The organism is Blastococcus sp. SYSU DS0533 (genome assembly GCF_054050775.1).
On the sequence record NZ_JBJGZZ010000018.1, the window covers coordinates 66492 to 84456 of the forward strand.

At 75.8% G+C, this 17965-nt stretch carries 16 protein-coding genes; 12 read left to right on the forward strand and 4 right to left on the reverse strand.

Annotated features, from left to right (window positions below; translation table 11 throughout):
* Window positions 1-46 precede the first annotated feature (46 nt).
* A complete protein-coding gene (locus tag ACI79W_RS17675; RefSeq protein ID WP_456563400.1) occupies window positions 47-1870 on the forward strand; it encodes a putative bifunctional diguanylate cyclase/phosphodiesterase in 1824 nt (607 codons plus the stop codon).
* Here the strand turns inward: ACI79W_RS17675 and ACI79W_RS17680 are convergent.
* Together ACI79W_RS17680 and ACI79W_RS17685 are read right to left on the reverse strand one after the other, a co-directional pair.
* Complete coding sequence (locus tag ACI79W_RS17680) at window positions 1867-2346, reverse strand: pyridoxamine 5'-phosphate oxidase family protein (RefSeq protein ID WP_456563401.1); 480 nt, start codon at window positions 2344-2346, stop codon at window positions 1867-1869. The genes ACI79W_RS17675 and ACI79W_RS17680 overlap by 4 nt on opposite strands.
* A 39-nt stretch (window positions 2347-2385) precedes the next feature.
* Complete coding sequence (locus ACI79W_RS17685; RefSeq protein WP_456563402.1) at window positions 2386-2763, reverse strand: YchJ family protein; 378 nt, start codon at window positions 2761-2763, stop codon at window positions 2386-2388.
* A 197-nt stretch (window positions 2764-2960) separates the two neighbouring features.
* Between ACI79W_RS17685 and mftE the strand changes: the two genes are divergently transcribed.
* Window positions 2961-3656: a mycofactocin biosynthesis peptidyl-dipeptidase MftE gene (gene mftE, locus ACI79W_RS17690; RefSeq protein WP_456563403.1), complete on the forward strand. Its 696-nt coding sequence runs from the start codon at window positions 2961-2963 to the stop codon at window positions 3654-3656.
* 36 nt (window positions 3657-3692) lie between these two features.
* On the opposite strand, the gene ACI79W_RS17695 is transcribed toward mftE, so the two are convergent.
* On the reverse strand, window positions 3693-4694 hold the full coding sequence (locus ACI79W_RS17695) for an iron-siderophore ABC transporter substrate-binding protein (protein WP_456563404.1): 1002 nt from the start codon (window positions 4692-4694) through the stop codon (window positions 3693-3695).
* Between the two features lie 127 nt (window positions 4695-4821).
* Between ACI79W_RS17695 and ACI79W_RS17700 the strand changes: the two genes are divergently transcribed.
* The 5 genes from ACI79W_RS17700 (at window position 4822) to ACI79W_RS17720 (ending at window position 10848) form a co-directional block, all read left to right on the forward strand.
* Window positions 4822-5376: a cysteine hydrolase family protein gene (locus tag ACI79W_RS17700; RefSeq protein ID WP_456563405.1), complete on the forward strand. Its 555-nt coding sequence runs from the start codon at window positions 4822-4824 to the stop codon at window positions 5374-5376.
* Entirely contained in the window at window positions 5373-6782 is a 1410-nt protein-coding gene (gene mftF, locus ACI79W_RS17705; protein ID WP_456563406.1) for a mycofactocin biosynthesis glycosyltransferase MftF, read from the forward strand. The genes ACI79W_RS17700 and mftF overlap by 4 nt, the downstream gene beginning before the upstream one ends.
* 106 nt (window positions 6783-6888) lie before the next feature.
* Entirely contained in the window at window positions 6889-8154 is a 1266-nt protein-coding gene (locus tag ACI79W_RS17710; RefSeq protein ID WP_456563407.1) for a multidrug effflux MFS transporter, read from the forward strand.
* A gap of 68 nt (window positions 8155-8222) precedes the next feature.
* Window positions 8223-9548 (forward strand): GAF domain-containing protein, encoded by a 1326-nt coding sequence (locus tag ACI79W_RS17715; protein ID WP_456563408.1) that lies wholly within the window; start codon window positions 8223-8225, stop codon window positions 9546-9548.
* Window positions 9549-9597: 49 nt separating this feature from the next.
* Window positions 9598-10848 (forward strand): MFS transporter, encoded by a 1251-nt coding sequence (locus ACI79W_RS17720; RefSeq protein WP_456563409.1) that lies wholly within the window; start codon window positions 9598-9600, stop codon window positions 10846-10848.
* A 12-nt stretch (window positions 10849-10860) separates the two neighbouring features.
* Here ACI79W_RS17720 and ACI79W_RS17725 read toward each other — a convergent pair whose 3' ends face one another.
* Window positions 10861-11385 carry a DinB family protein gene (locus ACI79W_RS17725; RefSeq protein WP_456563410.1) on the reverse strand — a complete coding sequence of 175 codons (525 nt, stop codon included), beginning with the start codon at window positions 11383-11385 and terminating at the stop codon, window positions 10861-10863.
* 240 nt (window positions 11386-11625) lie between these two features.
* Between ACI79W_RS17725 and ACI79W_RS17730 the strand changes: the two genes are divergently transcribed.
* From ACI79W_RS17730 to ACI79W_RS17750, 5 genes are all read left to right on the forward strand, one after another.
* Entirely contained in the window at window positions 11626-12162 is a 537-nt protein-coding gene (locus ACI79W_RS17730; protein ID WP_456563411.1) for a (2Fe-2S)-binding protein, read from the forward strand.
* Window positions 12159-14648: a xanthine dehydrogenase family protein molybdopterin-binding subunit gene (locus ACI79W_RS17735; protein WP_456563412.1), complete on the forward strand. Its 2490-nt coding sequence runs from the start codon at window positions 12159-12161 to the stop codon at window positions 14646-14648. The genes ACI79W_RS17730 and ACI79W_RS17735 overlap by 4 nt, the downstream gene beginning before the upstream one ends.
* Complete coding sequence (locus ACI79W_RS17740; RefSeq protein WP_456563413.1) at window positions 14645-15502, forward strand: FAD binding domain-containing protein; 858 nt, start codon at window positions 14645-14647, stop codon at window positions 15500-15502. Before ACI79W_RS17735 ends, ACI79W_RS17740 begins: the two co-directional genes overlap by 4 nt.
* Window positions 15503-15596: 94 nt before the next feature.
* Window positions 15597-16694 (forward strand): SRPBCC family protein, encoded by a 1098-nt coding sequence (locus ACI79W_RS17745; protein ID WP_456563414.1) that lies wholly within the window; start codon window positions 15597-15599, stop codon window positions 16692-16694.
* 130 nt (window positions 16695-16824) lie between these two features.
* Window positions 16825-17965 (forward strand): DUF222 domain-containing protein (locus ACI79W_RS17750; protein ID WP_456563415.1); only part of this gene is annotated, 1141 nt, incomplete at its 3' end.

Sequence of the window (17965 nt, forward strand, 5' to 3'; positions counted from 1 at the left end):
CGCCCGGCCGCTCCAGCGCGGCGCGCGCTGCGCCGATGCCTTCGAGGTGATCAGCGCACTGCCTGCCCGGCTGCTCCGGGTCCTCCCGCAAGGCCGGCTCCTCCCGGAGCAGGTGTGGCAGCGGCGGCACCGCGCGATCGTCCGGCTGTGCCTGGCGGTCGCGGGGGCGCTGGTGCTGCTCGCCTGGCTGTGGGGGCACGGCCGGCCGGGTGCCGTCGCGGTGCTGCTGGCCGTGGCCGGTCCGCTGGTCGTGGAGCTCCTGCCCGCGGCCGGGCGGACGGCCCGCACGGCGGCGACGACGGGAAGCCTCCTGGCCTCCTGCCTATCGCTGGTGCACCTGTGGGGAGGCGTCACCGAGTCGCACTTCGCCTTCTTCGTCATGGTCGGCGTCGTCTCGCTGTACCAGGACTGGGTCCCCTACGGTCTGGCGTTCGTCGTGGTGGCCGCTCACCACGGGCTGGTCGGCACCGTCTTCCCCCACGAGGTCTTCGGCCACCACGGCCCCGGCGACCCGTGGCTGTGGGCAGCGGTGCACACGGCGTTCGTGCTGGCGGCGAGCGCGGTGCACCTGGCCGCCTGGCGGCTCAACGAGGACCAGGTGCTCAGCGACCCGCTCACCGGGCTGGCCAACCGCACGCTGCTCGAGGACATCACCCACCGGGTGCTCCAGCGCGGCGGCGCCCTGAGCGTGCTCTTCATCGACCTGGACGACTTCAAGGACGTCAACGACAGCCGGGGTCACGCCGCCGGCGACGTGCTGCTGCGCACCGTCGCGGAGCGGTTGCGTGGCTGCGTCCGCCCCGAGGACCTGGTCGCGCGCCTGGGCGGGGACGAGTTCGCCGTCGTCGTCCACGGCGGCGAGGACGTGGCCCGTGCCGTGGGCGAGCGGGTGCTGCTCTCCCTCGCCCTCCCCGTCCCGCTCGACCGCGGTGCCGCCACGGTGCACGCCAGCATCGGCATCGCGACCGCGTCCGGCGCCGACCGGCCCGACGCCGCGACGCTGCTGCACCGGGCGGACCTGGCCATGTACCTGGCCAAGTCCCGGGGCAAGAACCGGCTGGTCACCTACTCGGCCGGCCTGGGCGACGCCGCGCACCGCCGTGCCGCCCTCCAGCAGGACCTCGCCGCCGCGGTGGCCGGTGGCCAGCTGGCGGTCTTCTACCAGGCGACCGTCGCGCTCGCCGACGACCGCACCACCGGGTTCGAGGCGCTGGTGCGCTGGTACCACCCCGAGCACGGCACCGTCCCGCCTGCCGAGTTCATCCCCCTCGCCGAGGAGTCGGGGGCCGTCGTCGAGATCGGCCGCTGGGTGCTGCGGCAGGCCCTCCGGCAGGGGGCCGCGTGGTCGGCCGGGCACGGGGCGCCGCTGCGCATGGCGGTCAACCTCTCCCCGCGCCAGCTCGCCGAGACCGACGTCCGCGCAGACGTGGAGGCGGCCCTGGCCGAGAGCGGGTTCCCGGCGGGGCAGCTCACCCTGGAGGTCACCGAGGGCATGCTCGTCCGCGACGTCGACCGGACGGTGGGCCAGCTGGAGAGCCTGCGGGACCTGGGCGTGCGGATCGCGATCGACGACTTCGGCACCGGCTTCTCCGGGCTGTCCTACCTGCGCCGGCTCCCGGCGGACGTCCTCAAGATCGACCGCAGCTTCATCAACGACCTGGCCTCCGGCGGGGCGGCCACCACGCTGGTCAGCTCGATCGTGGAACTCGCCCGCAGCCTGGACCTCGACGTCGTCGCCGAAGGCGTGGAGACCGACGAGCAGCGCCTGGTGCTGCGGGCCATGGAGTGCGGCTCGGCCCAGGGTTACTTCTTCGCCCGCCCGGAGCCGGCCGAGCGCGCCGGCGCCCGGCTCGGCGCGCCGGTGCGCTAGAGGTCGACCTTCTCGTTCTCCCCGGCGTCGATCCGCTGGCCGGTGGCCTTGGCCTTGACGAAGCTGAAGGCGGTGGCCAGCCGCCCGCCCGGGCTGTCCCAGTACTCCGCCGAGTCCCCCTCGACCTTGATGAGGACGACGTCGGGGTCCTCGGGCCCGTTCGGGAACCACGCCTCGACGCCGCCGTTCCAGAGCTCCTTCTTCTTCGCGAGGTCGTCGACGACCCGGGCGTGGCCGGTCAGCGACACCCAGGTGCCGCCGGAGCCGATGCCCACGTTCACCTGGGGTGTCGCGGCGATGTGGGCGACCGGGTGGGAGCCGCGCTCGGCGTAGAACCACAGGTCGCCGTCGAACTCGACCTCCTGCAGCGTCATGGGGCGGCTGGTCAGCTTGCCGCCGGGGGCGATGGTGGTGAGGAAGCCGAAGCGCTCTCCCTTGATCAGCTCGGCGACCTTGCGGGTGTCCTCTGCGCTCATGCCCGGGCTCGTGCCCAGCAGGGCGTACCGCGACACCCGTCAGCGGCCGTCGAGGTACCGCCAGGCGCCGTCCTCGCGGGCGAACCGGCTGACCTCGTGCTGCTCGCCGTGCGCGCCGCCCTGCTCGTACCGCGCGACGAACTCGACGGTCCCCTCGGCGGCGAGCAGCCCACCGCCGGTGGTGGCGAGCACCTCCAGGCCGGTCCAGCGCACCGCGGGGTCCAGGTCGAGCGCCGGCGGCCGGGTCGCGGGGTGCCAGGTGCGCAGCAGGTAGCCCGCGTCGCCGACGGCGAAGGCGCTGTAGCGGGAGCGCATGAGCTGCTCGGCGGTCGCGGCGGGCGCCGAGCCGTCGTGGCGCGGGCCGCAGCAGTCCGCGTAGGGCAGGGCGGTCCCGCAGGGGCAGCGACGTGGGGGCACACCCGGATCCTGCCCGAGCCGCCGCCGCGGACGGGCGCACGAGGGCGACCTCACCGGCGCGGCGGCCACGGTGGAAACGCGCGTCGACCCGCTCGCGCGGATCTGCCAGCTCTTCACCAGCTCACCGAGGAGCTCGTGGAGGACGTCCTCGTGGAGGACGAGGTACCCGCGACCTGACCGGGGCCTAGGGTGCGGCGGTGACCTCCCTCGGCGCCGTCACCTGGCCGGAGCTGCCGGTGCGCCCGCTGCTGGTCGTCCCGCTGGGTGCGGTGGAGCAGCACGGCCCGCACCTGCCGCTGACGACGGACACCGCGGTCGCCACGGCGGTCGCGGACGGCGCCGTCGACCGGCTGCCCGGGGCGCTGCTGGCGCCGGCCCTGGCCTACGGCGCCAGCGGCGAGCACGAGGACTTCCCCGGCACGATCTCGCTGGGCACCGAGGCGCTCACCGGGCTGCTGGTCGAGTACGGGCGCTCGGCCTGCCGGTGGGCCGGACGGGTGCTGATCGTCAACGGGCACGGCGGGAACCTCGACGCGCTGCGGGCGGCGGTGCCGCGGGTGCGCGCGGAGGGGCGGGACGTGGCGTGGTTCCCGTGCGGCTTCCGGGGCGGCGACGCGCACGCCGGTCGCACCGAGACGTCGCTGATGTTGCACGTGGAACCGGATCAGGTCCGGCGAGATCGGGCCGTGACCGGCGAGACCACGCCGATCGGCGCGCTGCTGCCCCGCCTGCGGGCCGAGGGCGTGCGGGCCGTGAGCCCCACCGGCGTCCTCGGTGACCCGGCCGGCGCCGGCGCCGGGGAGGGTGCGCGGCTGCTCGACGGGCTGGTCGACCGGATCACCGCAGCCGTCGCCACCTGGCGCATCGACGAGACGGGGCGGCTCAGGGAGTGATCCCGGAACCGCCCCGCGTCGGAGAGGGGAGCGCGGTCAGCTCAGCGCGTCGGCGAACAGCGGCACGGTCCGGTCGACGGCGTACAGCAGACCCGGGGCCGAGGCGCTGGAGAAGGCGTTGAGCACCGTCAGGTCGTCCAGGACGACGGCGCGCCCCTCCTGGACTGCGGGCAGCGCCTGCCACAGCGGGTTGCCGGTGAACTCCGAGGCCTCCACGAAGATGGGGAAGACCACCGTCAGCTCGGCGTCGAGCAGCGAGAGCTGCTCCTCGCTGACCGGTACGAAGAAGTTCTCGGTCGCCAGCGCCTCGATCTCGGCCTTGTTCTCGAAGCCGAGCTGCTCCATGAACTGCACCCGCGAGTCCCCGCTCACGTAGGCGCCGAAGCCCTCGGAGGTGTAGGCGCCGACGGCGACCTCGGTGCCGTCGAACTCCGGGTGCTCGGCGGCCGCGTCGGCGAACGCCTGCTCGACCTGCGCGGCGAGCTCCTCGGCCTCCTCGCTCTTCCCGAGCGCCTGGCCGACCATCTCCAGCTGCTGCTGCCAGCTCGTCTGGTACGGGCCCACGCCCTCGGGCTGGCCGATGGTCGGGGCTATCTGGCTCAGCAGCCCGTAGCGGCTCTCCTCGCCGGAGGAGCGGGTGTCGAGGATGAGGTCGGGCTCGAGCGCGGCGATCGCCTCGAAGCTCGGCTCGAGGGTCTCGATGAGCACCGGCGGCTCTTCGTAGCCCTGCTCGACCCAGTCGCCGAGGCCGTCCTCGCCGCCGACGGCGAGCCAGTCGCTGGCGCCGACCGGCTCCACGCCGAGCGCGAGCGCCGTCTCGGCGTCGGACCAGCCGAGCGCGACCACGCGGGTGGGCTCCTCCTCGATCGTGACGTCGCCGAAGGCGGTCTCGACCGTCACGGGGAAGGCCGACGAGGACGAGCCGCCGGTGGCCTGGCTCTCGGCGGGGGCGGGCTCGTCGCCGGCGCCGCAGCCGGTGACGACGAGGGCGATGGCCGCGAGCGCGGCGGCGCCGCGGAGGGCGGGACGGACGGGCATGGAGACTCCTCGGACGATCAGGTAAGGCTGACCTAACCACACAGACCTGGAGGCCCGGCGGCCGGGACCGGATCGTTACTGTCGGGCGCCCGCGGGCCGCGGGTGGGACGGGCGAGGAGAGCGGGGCATGGGCGAGGTCAGGGCGGGCCACGAGGGCTGGCTGGTCGTGGTGGACCTGCAGCACGTGTTCGGGGAGGAGGACTCGCCCTGGACCGCGCCGCGGTTCGAGGAGGTCCGGCCGCGCATCCGCCGGCTGGTCGACGCCTTCGGCGAGCGGGTGGTCTGGACCCGCTTCGTCGCTCCCGAGGAGCCGGCCGGGGCGTGGAAGGAGTACTACGCGCAGTACGACTTCGCCCTGCAACCGCCCGACGCGCACTGCTACCAGCTCGTCGAGGACCCGGGGGACCGCCCGGTCGTGGACGCCACCACGTTCGGCAAGTGGGGGCCGCGGCTGGCCGCCGTGGTAGGCGAGGGTCCGATCACGGTCGTCGGCGTCGCCACCGACTGCTGCGTCGTCTCCACCGTCCTGCCCGCCGCCGACGCGGGCGTGCACGTGCGCGTGGTCACCGACGCGTGCGCCGGCGCGGGCGACGAGGAGCACGAGCGGGCGGTGCGGCTGATGGCCGGCTATGCGCCGCTGATCTCCTTCGCGACGACGGACGAGGTCCTGGCGGAGGGGTGATCCCCGCCCCGCCGGAGCGCCGGCTCCCCGACGGCTTCGCCGTCCGGCTCGACCCGCGCACCCGCCGCCGCGACGCGGGCGCCACCCTGCTCGGCGGCTCGCCGCTGCGGCTGCTCCGGCTCGCTCCCCGGGCCGCCGGTCTGCTCGCCGCCGACCGGCTGGAGGTCCGCGACGCGACGAGTGCCGCGCTCGCCGCCCGCCTGCTCGACGCCGGCCTCGCCCACCCCGACCTGCCGGCGGATCCCGACGCGGCGGGGATCACCGTCGTCGTCCCCGTGAAGGACCGCCCGGCCGGCCTGGCCCGGCTGCTCGCCGCGCTGCGCGCCGACCCCGCCACCGCGCGGCTGCCGGTCGTCGTCGTCGACGACGGGTCGGCGGTGCCGGTCGTCGCCCCGGCAGGGGTCCGCCTGCTGCGGCACCCGAGCGCCCGGGGGCCGGCCGCCGCGCGCAACGCCGGGCTGGCGGTCGTGACGACGGAGCTGGTCGCCTTCCTCGACTCCGACTGCCTGCCCTTGCCGGGGTGGTTGGCCCGGTTGCGCCCGCACCTGGCCGATCCGCGGGTGGCCGTGGCCGGCCCGCGGATCGTGCCGCTGGCGGGGGCGGCGCGCGGCTGGACCAGTCCCTACGAGGACGTCGCCGGCGCGCTGGACATGGGCCCGCACCCGGCGCCGGTGCGGCCGCTCTCGGCGGTCCCCTACCTGCCGAGCGCGGCGTTGCTGGCGCGCCGGGCGGCGCTGGGGGCCGGCTTCGACGAGGCGATGCGGGTCGCCGAGGACGTCGACCTGGTGTGGCGGCTGACCGCCGCGGGGTGGCGGGTGCGCTACGAGCCGGCGGCCGCGGTCGCCCACGAGCACCTGGCGCGCACCACCGGGTGGCTGCGCCGCCGCGCCTTCTACGGCACCGGCGCCGCGCTGCTCGCCGCCCGGCACGGCCCGGCGGTGTCCCCGCTGGTGATCGCCCCGGAGACGGCGGCCACCTGGGCGCTGCTGCTCGCCGGGGGCCGGTGGGGCAGGTCGGCGGCCATCGGCCTGCTGGGGTGGACCACCGCCCGCCTCGCGCGCCGGCTGGCCCGCCCCGGGGAGCCGGTCCCGGCCGTGCTCGCCGCCGGCCTGGTGGCGCGGGGCCTGGCCGCGTCGGGGCAGGCGCTGGCCCGGACGGCCACCCGGCACCACTGGCCGCTGGCCGCCGCGATGGCCGTCGGCTCGCGGCGGACCCGGCGGAGGCTGCTGGCCGTCGCGGTCGCCGACGCGCTCGTCAGCTGGTGGCCGCACCGGCAGCGGATCGGACCGGTCCGCCACGGCCTGGCCCGGCGGCTGGACGACCTCGCCTACGGCACGGGGCTCTGGGCCGGCGCCGTGCGTGCCCGCGACGCCCGCGCCCTCCTGCCGGTGCGCCCGCCGCGGTGACGGACCGCGGGGTCGCGGAATGCACGGCCGCCCCCGCGCCTTGAAGGGCGTCGTACTGCGGTCCGACCAGCGTGGGTCCCGCTCAGCACCGACCGACGGGGGATCCGTGACCACCACCCAGGACCGCACCGCGCCCGCGGCCGCCACCTCCGCACCCGAGCGCCCGGGCGCCGCGCGCACCGCGCTGACCCTGGGCGCCTTCGTCGCGCTGGGCCCGCTGACCATCGACATGTACCTGCCGGCGCTGCCGAGCATCACCGACGACCTCCTCACGACGTCGGCCACGGTGCAGCTCACCCTCACCGGCACGCTCGTCGGTCTGGCGTTGGGCCAGCTGGTGATCGGCCCCTTGTCGGACGCCTGGGGCCGGCGCCGCCCGCTGATCGCCGGGACGGCCCTGCACGTGCTGGCCTCGTTGCTGGTGCTGCTCGCCCCCACCGTGGCCGTGCTCGGCGGGCTGCGGTTCCTGCAGGGCGTCGGTGCGGCGGCCGGCTCGGTCATCGCGCTGGCCGTCGTGCGCGACCTCTACGACGGCCGGGCCGCGGCGACGATGCTCTCCCGGCTGTTCCTGGTGCTCGGCGCCGCGCCGGTCCTGGCGCCCACCCTCGGCGGAGAACTCCTGCGTTTCACCAGCTGGCGCGGGGTCTTCGCGGCCCTCGCCGCCTACGGGCTGGTCATGGTGGTCGTCGGCTGGCTGACGTTGCGGGAGACCCTGCCCCCGGAGCGGCGGAGCAGCAACGGGGTGCGCGGCACGCTGCGGATCTACGGTGGCCTGCTGCACGACCGGGTCTACGTCGGGCTCGTGCTCGTCGCGGGGCTGACCATGGCCGGGCTGTTCAGCTACGTGTCGGGCTCCTCCTTCGTCTACCAGGAGGAGTTCGGACTCGACGAGCAGCAGTTCGGCCTGCTGTTCGGCGCCGGGGCGTTCTGGCTGATCGCGGCCACGCAGCTCAACCCGCTGCTGCTGCGCCGGTGGTCGCCCCAGCGGCTGCTGGTCGCCGGCACGGTGCTCGGCGCGCTCGCCGGGGCGGTGCTGGTCGGGCTCGCCGCCACCGGGACGGGTGGCCTCCCGGCGGTCACCGGTGCGCTGTGGGTCGTGCTGTTCGCCTGCGGCCTCGCCCTTCCCAACGCGCCCGCGCTGGCGCTCTCCCGGCACGGTGAGGCCGCGGGCAGCGCCGCCGCCCTGCTGGGCGCGGTCCAGTTCGGCGTGGGTGCGGTCGTCTCCCCGGTGGTGGGGCTGCTCGGCAACGACTCGGTGGCGATCGGTCTGGTGGTGGTCTCGGCGCTGGCGCTCGCCCTCGTCGTCCTGGGCACCGTCGTGCGGCCGTGGCAGCTCCCGGCCGGTGACGAGCCGGCGGCCCCCGCGCGCTGACCCGCGGGCCCCGCTCTGGTGTAAACCGCCGGTAACGGCCACGATGACCGGGAGATGAGCGACTCCCCGTGGCCCGGCCGGTGACGACCGCCGTCAACCCGTGGCTGGCGCTGCCGGACGGGCCGCCGTCCGCCGCACGCACCCGTCGGCTGCGCGCGGCGCACGAGCGCCTCGTCACCGCCAGCGCCCTGCCCGCGGGCGACGCGGTCCGCCCGGTCGTGCGCGACTCCTGGCGGCGTTCCCTCGGCAGCGGCGTGGACCCCGACGGGGGGCTGCCCCCGGTCGAGCTCCTCGACGCCGAGCTGCGGGCCTACCGGGACGCCCACCCGCTGGCCCCGGTCCTGCCGGTGATCCGCCGGCTGCTGGTCCAGGACGCCGAGGCCGACCGGATGATCGTGGCGGTCAGCGACGCCGCCGGCCGCATGCTGTGGGTGGAGGGCGACCGCGGGCTGCGCGGGCGGGCCACGGCGATGAACTTCGTCGAGGGCGCCCGGTGGTCGGAGGAGGTCGCCGGCACGAACGCCCCGGGGACGGCGCTGGCGGTCGACGCCGCCGTGCAGATCTACGGCAGCGAGCACTTCCGCCGGTCGGTGCAGCCCTGGAGCTGCTCCGCGGCGCCGGTGCACGACCCGGTGACCGGCGCACTGCTCGGCGCGATCGACGTCACCGGCGGCGACCACGTGGCCAGCCCGCACGTGCTGACCCTGGTCCGCGCGACCGTGGCCGCCGTCGAGTCCGAGCTCCGCTGGCTGCACCGGGAGCGGCTCGCGGTCGGCCCGGTGGCGGCCGGACCGGCGGCGGAGGCCCGGCTGGAGGTGCTGGGCCGGGAGCGGGCCCGGCTGACGCTGCCGGGTGGGCCGCTGGAGCTCTCGGTCCGGCACTCGGAGCTGCTGTTCCTGCTGGCGGAGGCGGCCGCCTCGGGGCACGGGCGCGACGCGGCCCAGCTCGCCGCCGAGGTGCACGCCGGCGCGGCGGCGACCGTCACCGTGCGGGCCGAGCTGTCCCGGTTGCGGCGGCTGGTCGGGGCTGACCTGCTGGAGTCCCGCCCCTACCGGCTGGTCGGCCGGGTGCGCACCGACGCCGAGGAGGTGCGCCGGCTCGTCGCGCGCGGGGACCTCGCCGCCGCGCTCGAGCGGTACGCGGGTCCGGTGCTGCCCGGGTCGCAGGCGCCGGGGGTCCGCCAGGCCCGGGACCGGCTGCTGGGCCTGCTCCGGCGTGCGGTGCTCACCGGCCGCCGCCCCGACCTGCTGCTGCGCCTGGCCCAGCTGCCCGAGCTGCGGGAGGACGCCGCCGTCTGGCAGGCGCTGTGCGAGGTCCTGCCGGCCGGCTCACCGCGCCGGGCCGCCGTCACGGCGCACCTGCACCGCCTGCGGCTGGCCGGCCGCGCGCGCTGACCCGCCCGGCGCGGGAATGCTGAGGCCGGCTCACGACTTCGCAGCTGGAGTGACCGCTCCGCCCCTCGCCGACCGCCCACCCCTGCGCACCGGACGGCTCGTGGCCGCGGTCGTCGCCCTCGGGCTCGGCGGGTTCGCCATCGGCACCACCGAGTTCGTGACCATGGGCCTGCTGCCCGACCTGGCCGAGGGCGTCGGCATCAGCATCCCCACCGCCGGGCACCTCATCTCCGCGTACGCGCTCGGTGTCGTCGTGGGGGCCCCGGTGATCGCGGCCCTGGCCACCAAGCTGCCCCGCCGCGGGGTGCTGCTCGGGCTCATGGCCGCCTTCATCGCGGGCAACGCCCTCACCGCGCTGGCGCCTGGGTACGGGTCGCTGCTGGCCTCGCGGTTCCTGGCCGGGCTGCCCCACGGCGCGTACTTCGGCGTCGCCTCGCTGGTGGCGGCCTCGCTCGTGGCGCCGCACCTGCGCGGGCGGGCCGTGAGCTCGGTGATGCTGGGCCTGGCCCTGGCCAACGTCGCCGGCGTGCCCTCGGCGACCTGGCTGGGGCAGCAGTTCGGCTGGCGCACCGCCTACTGGGCGGTCGCGGTGCTCGCGCTGCTCACCATCGCCGCGACCGCCTGGGTGGTGCCCGCCGCCCCGGGCAACCGCGAGGCCACCGTGCGCACCGAGCTGGGGGCGCTGCGCCGCCCGCAGGTGCTGCTGACGCTGCTGGTCGGGGTCGTCGGCTTCGGCGGCATGTTCGCCGTCTACAGCTACATCGCTCCGCTGGTCACCGAGGTGACCGGCATGTCCCGCGGCGCCATCCCGCTGGTGCTGCTGGCCTTCGGCGTCGGCGGCGTGCTCGGGACCGCGGTGGGCGGCCGGCTCGCGGACCTGGCGCTGTTCCGCTCGCTGGTGGGGGCCAACGTCGTCACGGGCGTGCTGCTGGCGCTCGTACCGGTGGCCGCCCGGACCCCGGCCACCATCGTCCTGGCGATCTTCCTGTTCGCCGCCAGCGCGTCGGTCCTGGTGGTGTGCCTCCAGCTGCGGCTGATGGAGGTCGCCGGCGAGGCTCAGATGCTCGGCGCGGCGCTGAACCACTCGGCGCTGAACGCGGCCAACGCGCTCGGCGCCTGGCTCGGCGGGCTGGTCATCGCCGCCGGCCTGGGCTACACCGCGCCAGGCTGGGTCGGTGCGGGCCTCGCCGTGCTGGGCCTGCTGGCGCTCACCGCCTCGGCGGTGCTCCGCCGCCGCGAGCTGCGCACCGCCGGGGAGCCGGCCCCGGTTCCGCAGGCGGAGCCGGCCGTCGCGCGCTGAACGCGGCGCCGCTCAGCGCAGCAGCGCGGCCAGCTGCTCGGCGTGGTCACGCTGGTGGCCGGGGAGGAAGTCCAGGACGCCGCCCAGCGTCAGCGCCCCGTCGGTGGCGTGCCGCCCGGTGCGGGTCCGCTCGGCCCCCGGGACGCCGCGGACCGCCGCCAGCAGCCCGGCCTGGGCCTCGCGCAGCTCGGCGAGCAGGCGCGCAGGCGGGACGGCGGCGTACCCGGCCACCCGGTCGGCCGCCGTGGGGTCGAAGTCGGGCAGCAGCGGGTCGTCCTCGGCGCGCAGGCGCGCGACGCGGCCGGTGAACACCCGGGCGCTGTCCCGCAGGTGGCCCGCCACCTGGTGCGGCGTCCAGGCCAGCTCCGCGGCGTACGCGGGGAAGTGACCGGCGGCCACCAACCGCGCGTGGTCGGCGGCCGGCAGGCGCCGGGTGACGAGCTCGGCGGTGGGGGCGGAGGCCAGGAGGTCGGCCACCCGCCGCTGCTCGGTGGCCAGGGCATCGGCGGGGCTGCGCGTCGGGGCGGGGGTCGGCACCCCGGAACGGTCGCCCACGGCCGGGCGGGCCACCAGGACCGGGGCTGCCAGGAAGCGCAGCGATCCGGCCTGCAACGGCCGTGCAACGTGCCCGGACCGCGCTCACCTGCGACTTCGCCGGGCTCGAGTCGAGAAATCGCGCAGCTAAGCGTGGCCTAACTCACACCTTTCAGGCCAGACTCCGCTCGGGCCCGCGGCCGACCGCGGGCGCAGCGACCCCTGCAACGAGGCGGAGGACTGATGACACGGATCAGCGTGCGGGTGGACGGGGCGTCCTACCAGGACGACGTCGAACCGCGGACCCTGCTCGTCCACTACCTGCGCGAGCAGCTCGGCAAGGTGGGCACCGTGGTCGGTTGCGACACCAGCAACTGCGGCGCCTGCACCGTGCACCTCGACGGCGACGCCGTGAAGAGCTGCACCGTGCTCGCGGTCCAGGCCGACGGCGCCGAGGTCACCACCATCGAGGGCGTGGCCAGCGGCGGCGGGCTGCACCCGGTGCAGAAGGCCTTCCACGAGATGCACGGGCTCCAGTGCGGCTTCTGCACCCCCGGCATGATCATGGCCTCGATCGACCTGCTGAAGGACAACCCGGATCCCAGCGAGGACGAGGTGCGCGAGGGCATCGAGGGCAACCTCTGCCGCTGCACCGGGTACCAGAACATCGTCCGGGCCGTGCAGCAGGCGGCCGGTGAGATGCGCGGGGCCGGGAACGGCCACGTCTCGCCCGCCGAGGTCGACACCGCCGCCGCGCCGCACGTGGTGGGGCAGGCATGACCGCCGTCGAGGAGCGCACCGGGGCCCCGGCCCCCGAGATCGGCAAGGCGCGGCGGCGCAAGGAGGACGCCCGCCTCATCACCGGGCGCACCACCTGGACCGACAACATGGTGCTGCCGGGGATGCTGCACCTGGCCGTCGTCCGCAGCCCGGTCGCGCACGCCCGGATCACCTCCGTCGACGTCACCGCGGCCCGCGAGGCGCCGGGCGTCGTCGCCGTGTTCACCGGCGCCGACCTGGCCGAGGAGCAGGGGTCGCTGCCCTGCGCCTGGCCGGTGACGCCGGACATGGTCAACCCCGGCCACCCCTCGATCGCCGTCGACCGGGTCAACCACGTCGGCGAGGCGGTCGCGGTGATCGTGGCCCGCAGCAAGGCCGCGGCCCAGGACGCCGTCGAGTTGGTGGACGTCGACTACGACGCGCTGCCGGTCGTCCTGGACATGGAGCAGGCACTGTCCGACGGCGCCGACCTGGTCCACGACCACCTCGACGGCAACCGCAGCTTCCACTTCGTCTTCGACGCCGGGGAGATGGGCACCGGCAGCGACACCGACCAGGCGTTCGCCGACGCCGACGTCGTCGTCAGCCGCCGGTTCGTCCAGCAGCGGCTGATCCCGGCGTTCATGGAGCCACGGGCCGTGGTCGTCCAGCCGCAGGGTGACAACTACACGATGTGGTCGTCGACCCAGGTGCCGCACATCCTGCGGATCATGCTGGCGATGGTGACCGGCGTCCCGGAGCACAAGCTGCGCGTCATCGCTCCCGACGTCGGCGGCGGGTTCGGCGGCAAGCTGCAGGTGACCCCGGAGGAGGTGCTGACCTTCCTGGTGGCGCGCCGCCTCGGCAAGCCGGTGAAGTGGACCGAGACCCGCAGCGAGTCGCTGATGAGCGGCCACCACGGGCGGGACCAGATCCAGTACATCGACGTCGCGTCCGACCGCGAGGGCAACGTGAAGGGCCTGCGCTGCCGGATCCTCGCCGACATGGGCGCCTACCTGCGGCTGGTCACCCCCGGCGTGCCGATCCTCGGCGCCTTCATGTTCCTGGGCATCTACAAGTTCCCGGCCTATCGCTTCGAGTGCGACGGCGTCTTCACCAACAAGGTGCCCACCGACGCCTACCGCGGTGCCGGCCGGCCCGAGGCGACGTTCGCCGTCGAGCGGATCATGGACGAGCTCGCCGTCGAGCTCGGCATGGACCCGCTCGAGCTGCGGCGGAAGAACTGGATCAACGCCGACGAGTTCCCGTTCACGACCGCCGCGGGGCTGGAGTACGACAGCGGCGACTACGACGCGGCCACGCAGGAGGCGCTGCGGCTGATCGGCTACGACGAGCTGCGCGAGGAGCAGCGCCGGCGGCGGGAGTCGGGGGACCCGGTGCAGCTCGGCATCGGGTTCTCGACCTTCACCGAGATGTGCGGTCTCGCGCCGTCTCGGGTGCTGGGCTCGCTGTCCTATGGGGCCGGCGGCTGGGAGCACGCGTCGGTCCGGATGCTGCCCACCGGCAAGGTGGAGGTCGTCACCGGGTCGACGCCGCACGGCCAGGGCCACGAGACGGCGTGGAGCCAGCTGGTCGCGGACTCCCTCGGGGTGCCTTTCGAGGACGTGGAGGTACTGCACGGCGACACCGCCGTCGCCCCGCGCGGGCTGGACACCTACGGCTCGCGGTCACTGGTCGTCGGCGGCGCCGCCGTCGTCACCGCCGCGGAGAAGGTGGTCGCCAAGGCGCGGCGGGTCGCGGCCCACCTGCTGGAGGCCAGCGAGGAGGACCTCGAGTTCGCCGCCGGCTCGTTCTCCGTGCGGGGGACGCCGGGCACCGGGCTGTCGATCCAGGAGATCGCGCTGGCGACGTTCGCGGCGCACAACTTCCCCGAGGGCATGGAGCCCTCGATCGACGCCGAGGCGACCTTCGACCCGGAGAACTTCTCCTTCCCCCACGGCACGCACATCTGCGCCATGGAGGTCGACACAGAGACCGGGTTCGTGAAGATCCGCAAGTACGCCTGCGTGGACGACGTCGGCACCATCGTGAACCCCCTCATCGTCGAGGGGCAGGTGCACGGCGGGCTGGCCCAGGGCATCGCGCAGGCGCTGTACGAGGAGGCCGTCTACGACGCCGACGGCAACCTCACCACCGGTACCTTCGTCGACTACCTCGTGCCCTCGGCCGCCGACCTGCCGCACTTCGACACGGGGAACACGGTGCACACCGCGCCGGGGAACCCGATCGGCGCCAAGGGCGTGGGTGAGGCGGGCTGCATCGCCTCGACGCCCGCGGTGGTCAACGCCGCGCTGGACGCCGTCCGGCACCTGGGGGTGACCGACATCCGCATGCCGCTGACGCCCGAGCGGGTCTGGCGGGCCATCCACGCCGGAGGGGACGGCGGGGATCGCGCCACCGCCGGCACCAACGCCTACGGCGGGGCGCAGACCGAGACGACCGCCGGCGTCGCGACCGACGACTCCTCGCTGGGAGGGGACCGATGATTCCCGCACCGTTCGAGTACGCACGGCCGACCACCGTCGAGGAGGCGCTGGAGGCGATCGCCGCCGGCGGCGAGGACGTGAAGGTCCTCGCCGGCGGGCAGTCGCTCATCCCGGTCATGCGGCTGCGGCTGGCCGCCCCGGAGACCGTCGTCGACCTGGGGCGGATCACCGAGCTCCGCGGTGTGCGGGAGGAGGGCGACGCGCTGGTCATCGGCGCGATGACCACGCACTCCGACGTCCTCGCCGACCCGCTGATCCGGCAGCACGCGCCGCTGATCGCGCAGGCCACCGAGACGGTGGCCGACCGGCAGGTTCGCCACCGGGGGACCTTCGGCGGCGCGCTCGTGCACGCGGACCCTGCCGGTGACCTGCCGGCGGTGGCGCTGGCGCTGGACGCGGAGTTCGTCATCGCCGGGCCCGAGGGGCGCCGCACCGTGCCGGCGCGGGACTTCTTCGTCGACTACCTCACCACCGCCGTCGGCGAGGGGGAGCTGCTCGTGGAGATCCGGGTCCCGAAGCTCGGTGGGGAGTGGGGGATGCGGTACGAGAAGTTCAACCGCGTCGCCCAGGCGTGGTCGATCGTCGCGGTGGCCGCCGCCGTCCGACGCGAGAACGGGCACATCGCCGAGGCGCGGATCGGGCTGACCAACATGGGGCCGACCCCGCTGCGCGCCGCGGCGGTGGAGGCGGCGCTCTCCGGCGCCGAGGCGACCCCCGAGGCGATCGAGGCAGCCGCCGCGCACGCGGCCGAGGGCACCGAGCCCAGCAGCGACCTCAACGCCCAGGCCGACTACCGGCAGCACCTGGCGGCCGTCCTCACGCGCCGGGCGGTGACGGCGGCCACCGGGCTGTAGCTTGTCGGAGGACCCCCTTGCCCCCCAGCACTCGCAGGCTCGCGCCGGGTCCCTGCAAGGGGGCCGTTCCAGTACGTCACCAGGAGGTCCCGCAGTGCAGCTGGAGAACTCGTTCACCGTGCCGGTGCCCGTCGACGAGGCCTGGCGGGTGCTGCTCGACATCGAGCGGATCGCCCCGTGCATGCCGGGCGCGGCTCTGGACTCCGTCGAGGGCGACGACTTCACCGGTCGCGTGAAGGTCAAGCTCGGGCCGATCAACCTGACCTACCAGGGGAAGGCGTCGTTCATCGAGAAGGACGAGGCGGCGCACCGGGCGGTCATCGACGCCCGCGGGAAGGACCAGCGGGGCAACGGGACGGCGGCGGCGACGGTCACCGCGAACCTCCGCGCCGAGGGCTCGGTCACGCGGGTCGACGTCCTCACCGACCTGAACATCACCGGCCGCCCGGCGCAGTTCGGGCGCGGGGTCATGACCGACGTCGGCAACAAGCTGCTCGGGCAGTTCGCCGACAAGCTCGCCGCCCAGCTCGGCGAGGGCGACGCGCAGGGCGACGCGGACCGGGCCGCTGCTGCGGCTGACGCAGGTGCCGCGTCCAAGGCGGCGGCGACGGCGACCGGGGTGGTCGAGGAGGTCGCCGCCTCGGCGGAGCAGGCCGCCGGCGAGGGCACGGCGGCGAAGAAGGCCGCGGCGGCGACCAAGAAGGCCGCCGCCTCCGCCACCGAGAAGGTGAGCGCCCCGGCGCAGGAGGCCCCGGCGCAGGAGGCCCCGGCGAAGAAGGCCGCGCCCGCCAAGGCCGCGCCCGCCAATGCCGCGCCGGCGAAGAAGGGCGCCCCGGCCACGGCCGCCTCCGGCAAGGAGACGGCGACCACGGAGACCCCGGCCAAGGAGACCGCGGCCAAGGTCACCGCGGAGAAGGCGGCCGACACCGCGCCCGCCGCCCAGGCGCCGAGCCCGCCGCCCAGCGGCAACACCGCCCCGCCCAGCCGCCCCGCCACGGGTGCCCCGCTCCGCAGCGTGCCCAGCAGCGGCCCGGCGGAGCGGCCGCGTCCCGAGCAGTCCGAGCCGGAGCCGATCGACCTGCTCGAGGTGGCCGGTGGGGCAGCCCTGACCCGATACGCGGCCCCGGCAGCCGGGATGGCCGCGCTGCTCCTGGTCGTGACCCTGGTCGTCAGGCGGCGCCGCCGGGGCTGAGCCGAACGGGACCGTTCCGTCACCCGGGTGGCGCCGGGTGTCGGCCCGGTTGCCCGGGTCGTCCGACCTGGCCCCTCGCGCTTCGTTCCGGCCTGCGGGAACTGTCGTACCTCCGGCCTAGCCTGCGGGTATGTCGGTGGCGGCGAGCTTCCAGGTGGGGGTAGGGGTGTCCCTGGTGGATCCCTTGCCCTCGGAGTGGGAGCTGGCCGATCCTGATCCGCAGCGGTGGGACGAGCCGCTGTCGGCATGGTTGCCGGCCCGCCGGTCGGCGGCCGAGGCGGCGGATCTGCTGCGGCAGATCGTGGCGGCCGAGGCCCGGCTGGCCGGGCTGCGGGTGGAGCTGGTGATGGACCTGGCCGCCGCCCGCCCCGCCCCGGCCGATCCGCCCCCGGGTGGGGAGCGCCCCGGATCGGCGGGGCCGGTGGGGGCGAGCGAGTTCGTGCCCGATGAGCTGGCGATGGTGCACAACACCAGCCGGACGGCGGCGGTGACCCTGCTGGAGCACGCCGAGGTGCTCACCACCCGGCTGCCGGCCACCTTCGCCCGGCTGCGGCTGGAGTTGCTGGACTGGCCGCGGGCCCGGGCACTGGCCGCGGAGGTGGCGGCGTTCGGCGCGGACACCGATCCGGCGGTGATCGCCGCCGCCGAGGCCGCCGTCCTGCCCGGCGCCACCGGCCTGGGGGTGGGCGGGTTGCGGGCGGCGCTGCGCGGCGAGCTGCTGGCCCGCGACGCCGAGGCCGCCGAGCGGCGCCGCCGGATCCGGCAGCGGGCCGCCGATGTGACCGTGCGCCCGGTGGGGGACGGGATGAGCGAGCTGCGCGCCCTGCTCCCGCACCCCGACGCCCGCGCCTGCCGGGACGCCCTGGACCGGCACGCCCGCGCCGCCCAGGAGGCCGGCGACGGTCGGCCGATCGGGATGCTGCGCGCCGGGGCGGCCGCCGACCTGATCCTGCGGCCCTGGCAGGACCAGCCCGCGGTCACCGCGCAGCTGACCGTGGTCGCCCCGCTGCCCGCGCTCACCCCCGCCGCCTTCACCCCGCCCGGGGTTCCCGAGCCGGTCGGGGAGGTCGACGGCGAGCCGATCACCGTCGCCCACCTGCGCGAACTGCTCACCCAGCTCGACGCGGCCGGCATCCAGGCGCCCCCGGCGGGCAGCCTGCACATCGCGGTCACCGACGCCGCCGGGGCGCTGCTGGCCGTCACCGGCCGCACCGAGCTGGCCCGGCGGGCCGCCACCGGCTGCCCCGACCACCCCAGCGACCCCGACCACC

Excerpts from the sequence above, each read along its gene's own strand:
- ACI79W_RS17695 (WP_456563404.1), bottom strand. The coding sequence starts at position 4,694 with ATGCCCGTCCGTCCCGCCCTCCGCGGCGCCGCCGCGCTCGCGGCCATC.
- ACI79W_RS17740 (WP_456563413.1), top strand. The coding sequence starts at position 14,645 with ATGATTCCCGCACCGTTCGAGTACGCACGGCCGACCACCGTCGAGGAG.
- ACI79W_RS17700 (WP_456563405.1), top strand. The coding sequence starts at position 4,822 with ATGGGCGAGGTCAGGGCGGGCCACGAGGGCTGGCTGGTCGTGGTGGAC.
- ACI79W_RS17680 (WP_456563401.1), bottom strand. The coding sequence starts at position 2,346 with ATGAGCGCAGAGGACACCCGCAAGGTCGCCGAGCTGATCAAGGGAGAG.
- ACI79W_RS17730 (WP_456563411.1), top strand. The coding sequence starts at position 11,626 with ATGACACGGATCAGCGTGCGGGTGGACGGGGCGTCCTACCAGGACGAC.
- ACI79W_RS17735 (WP_456563412.1), top strand. The coding sequence starts at position 12,159 with ATGACCGCCGTCGAGGAGCGCACCGGGGCCCCGGCCCCCGAGATCGGC.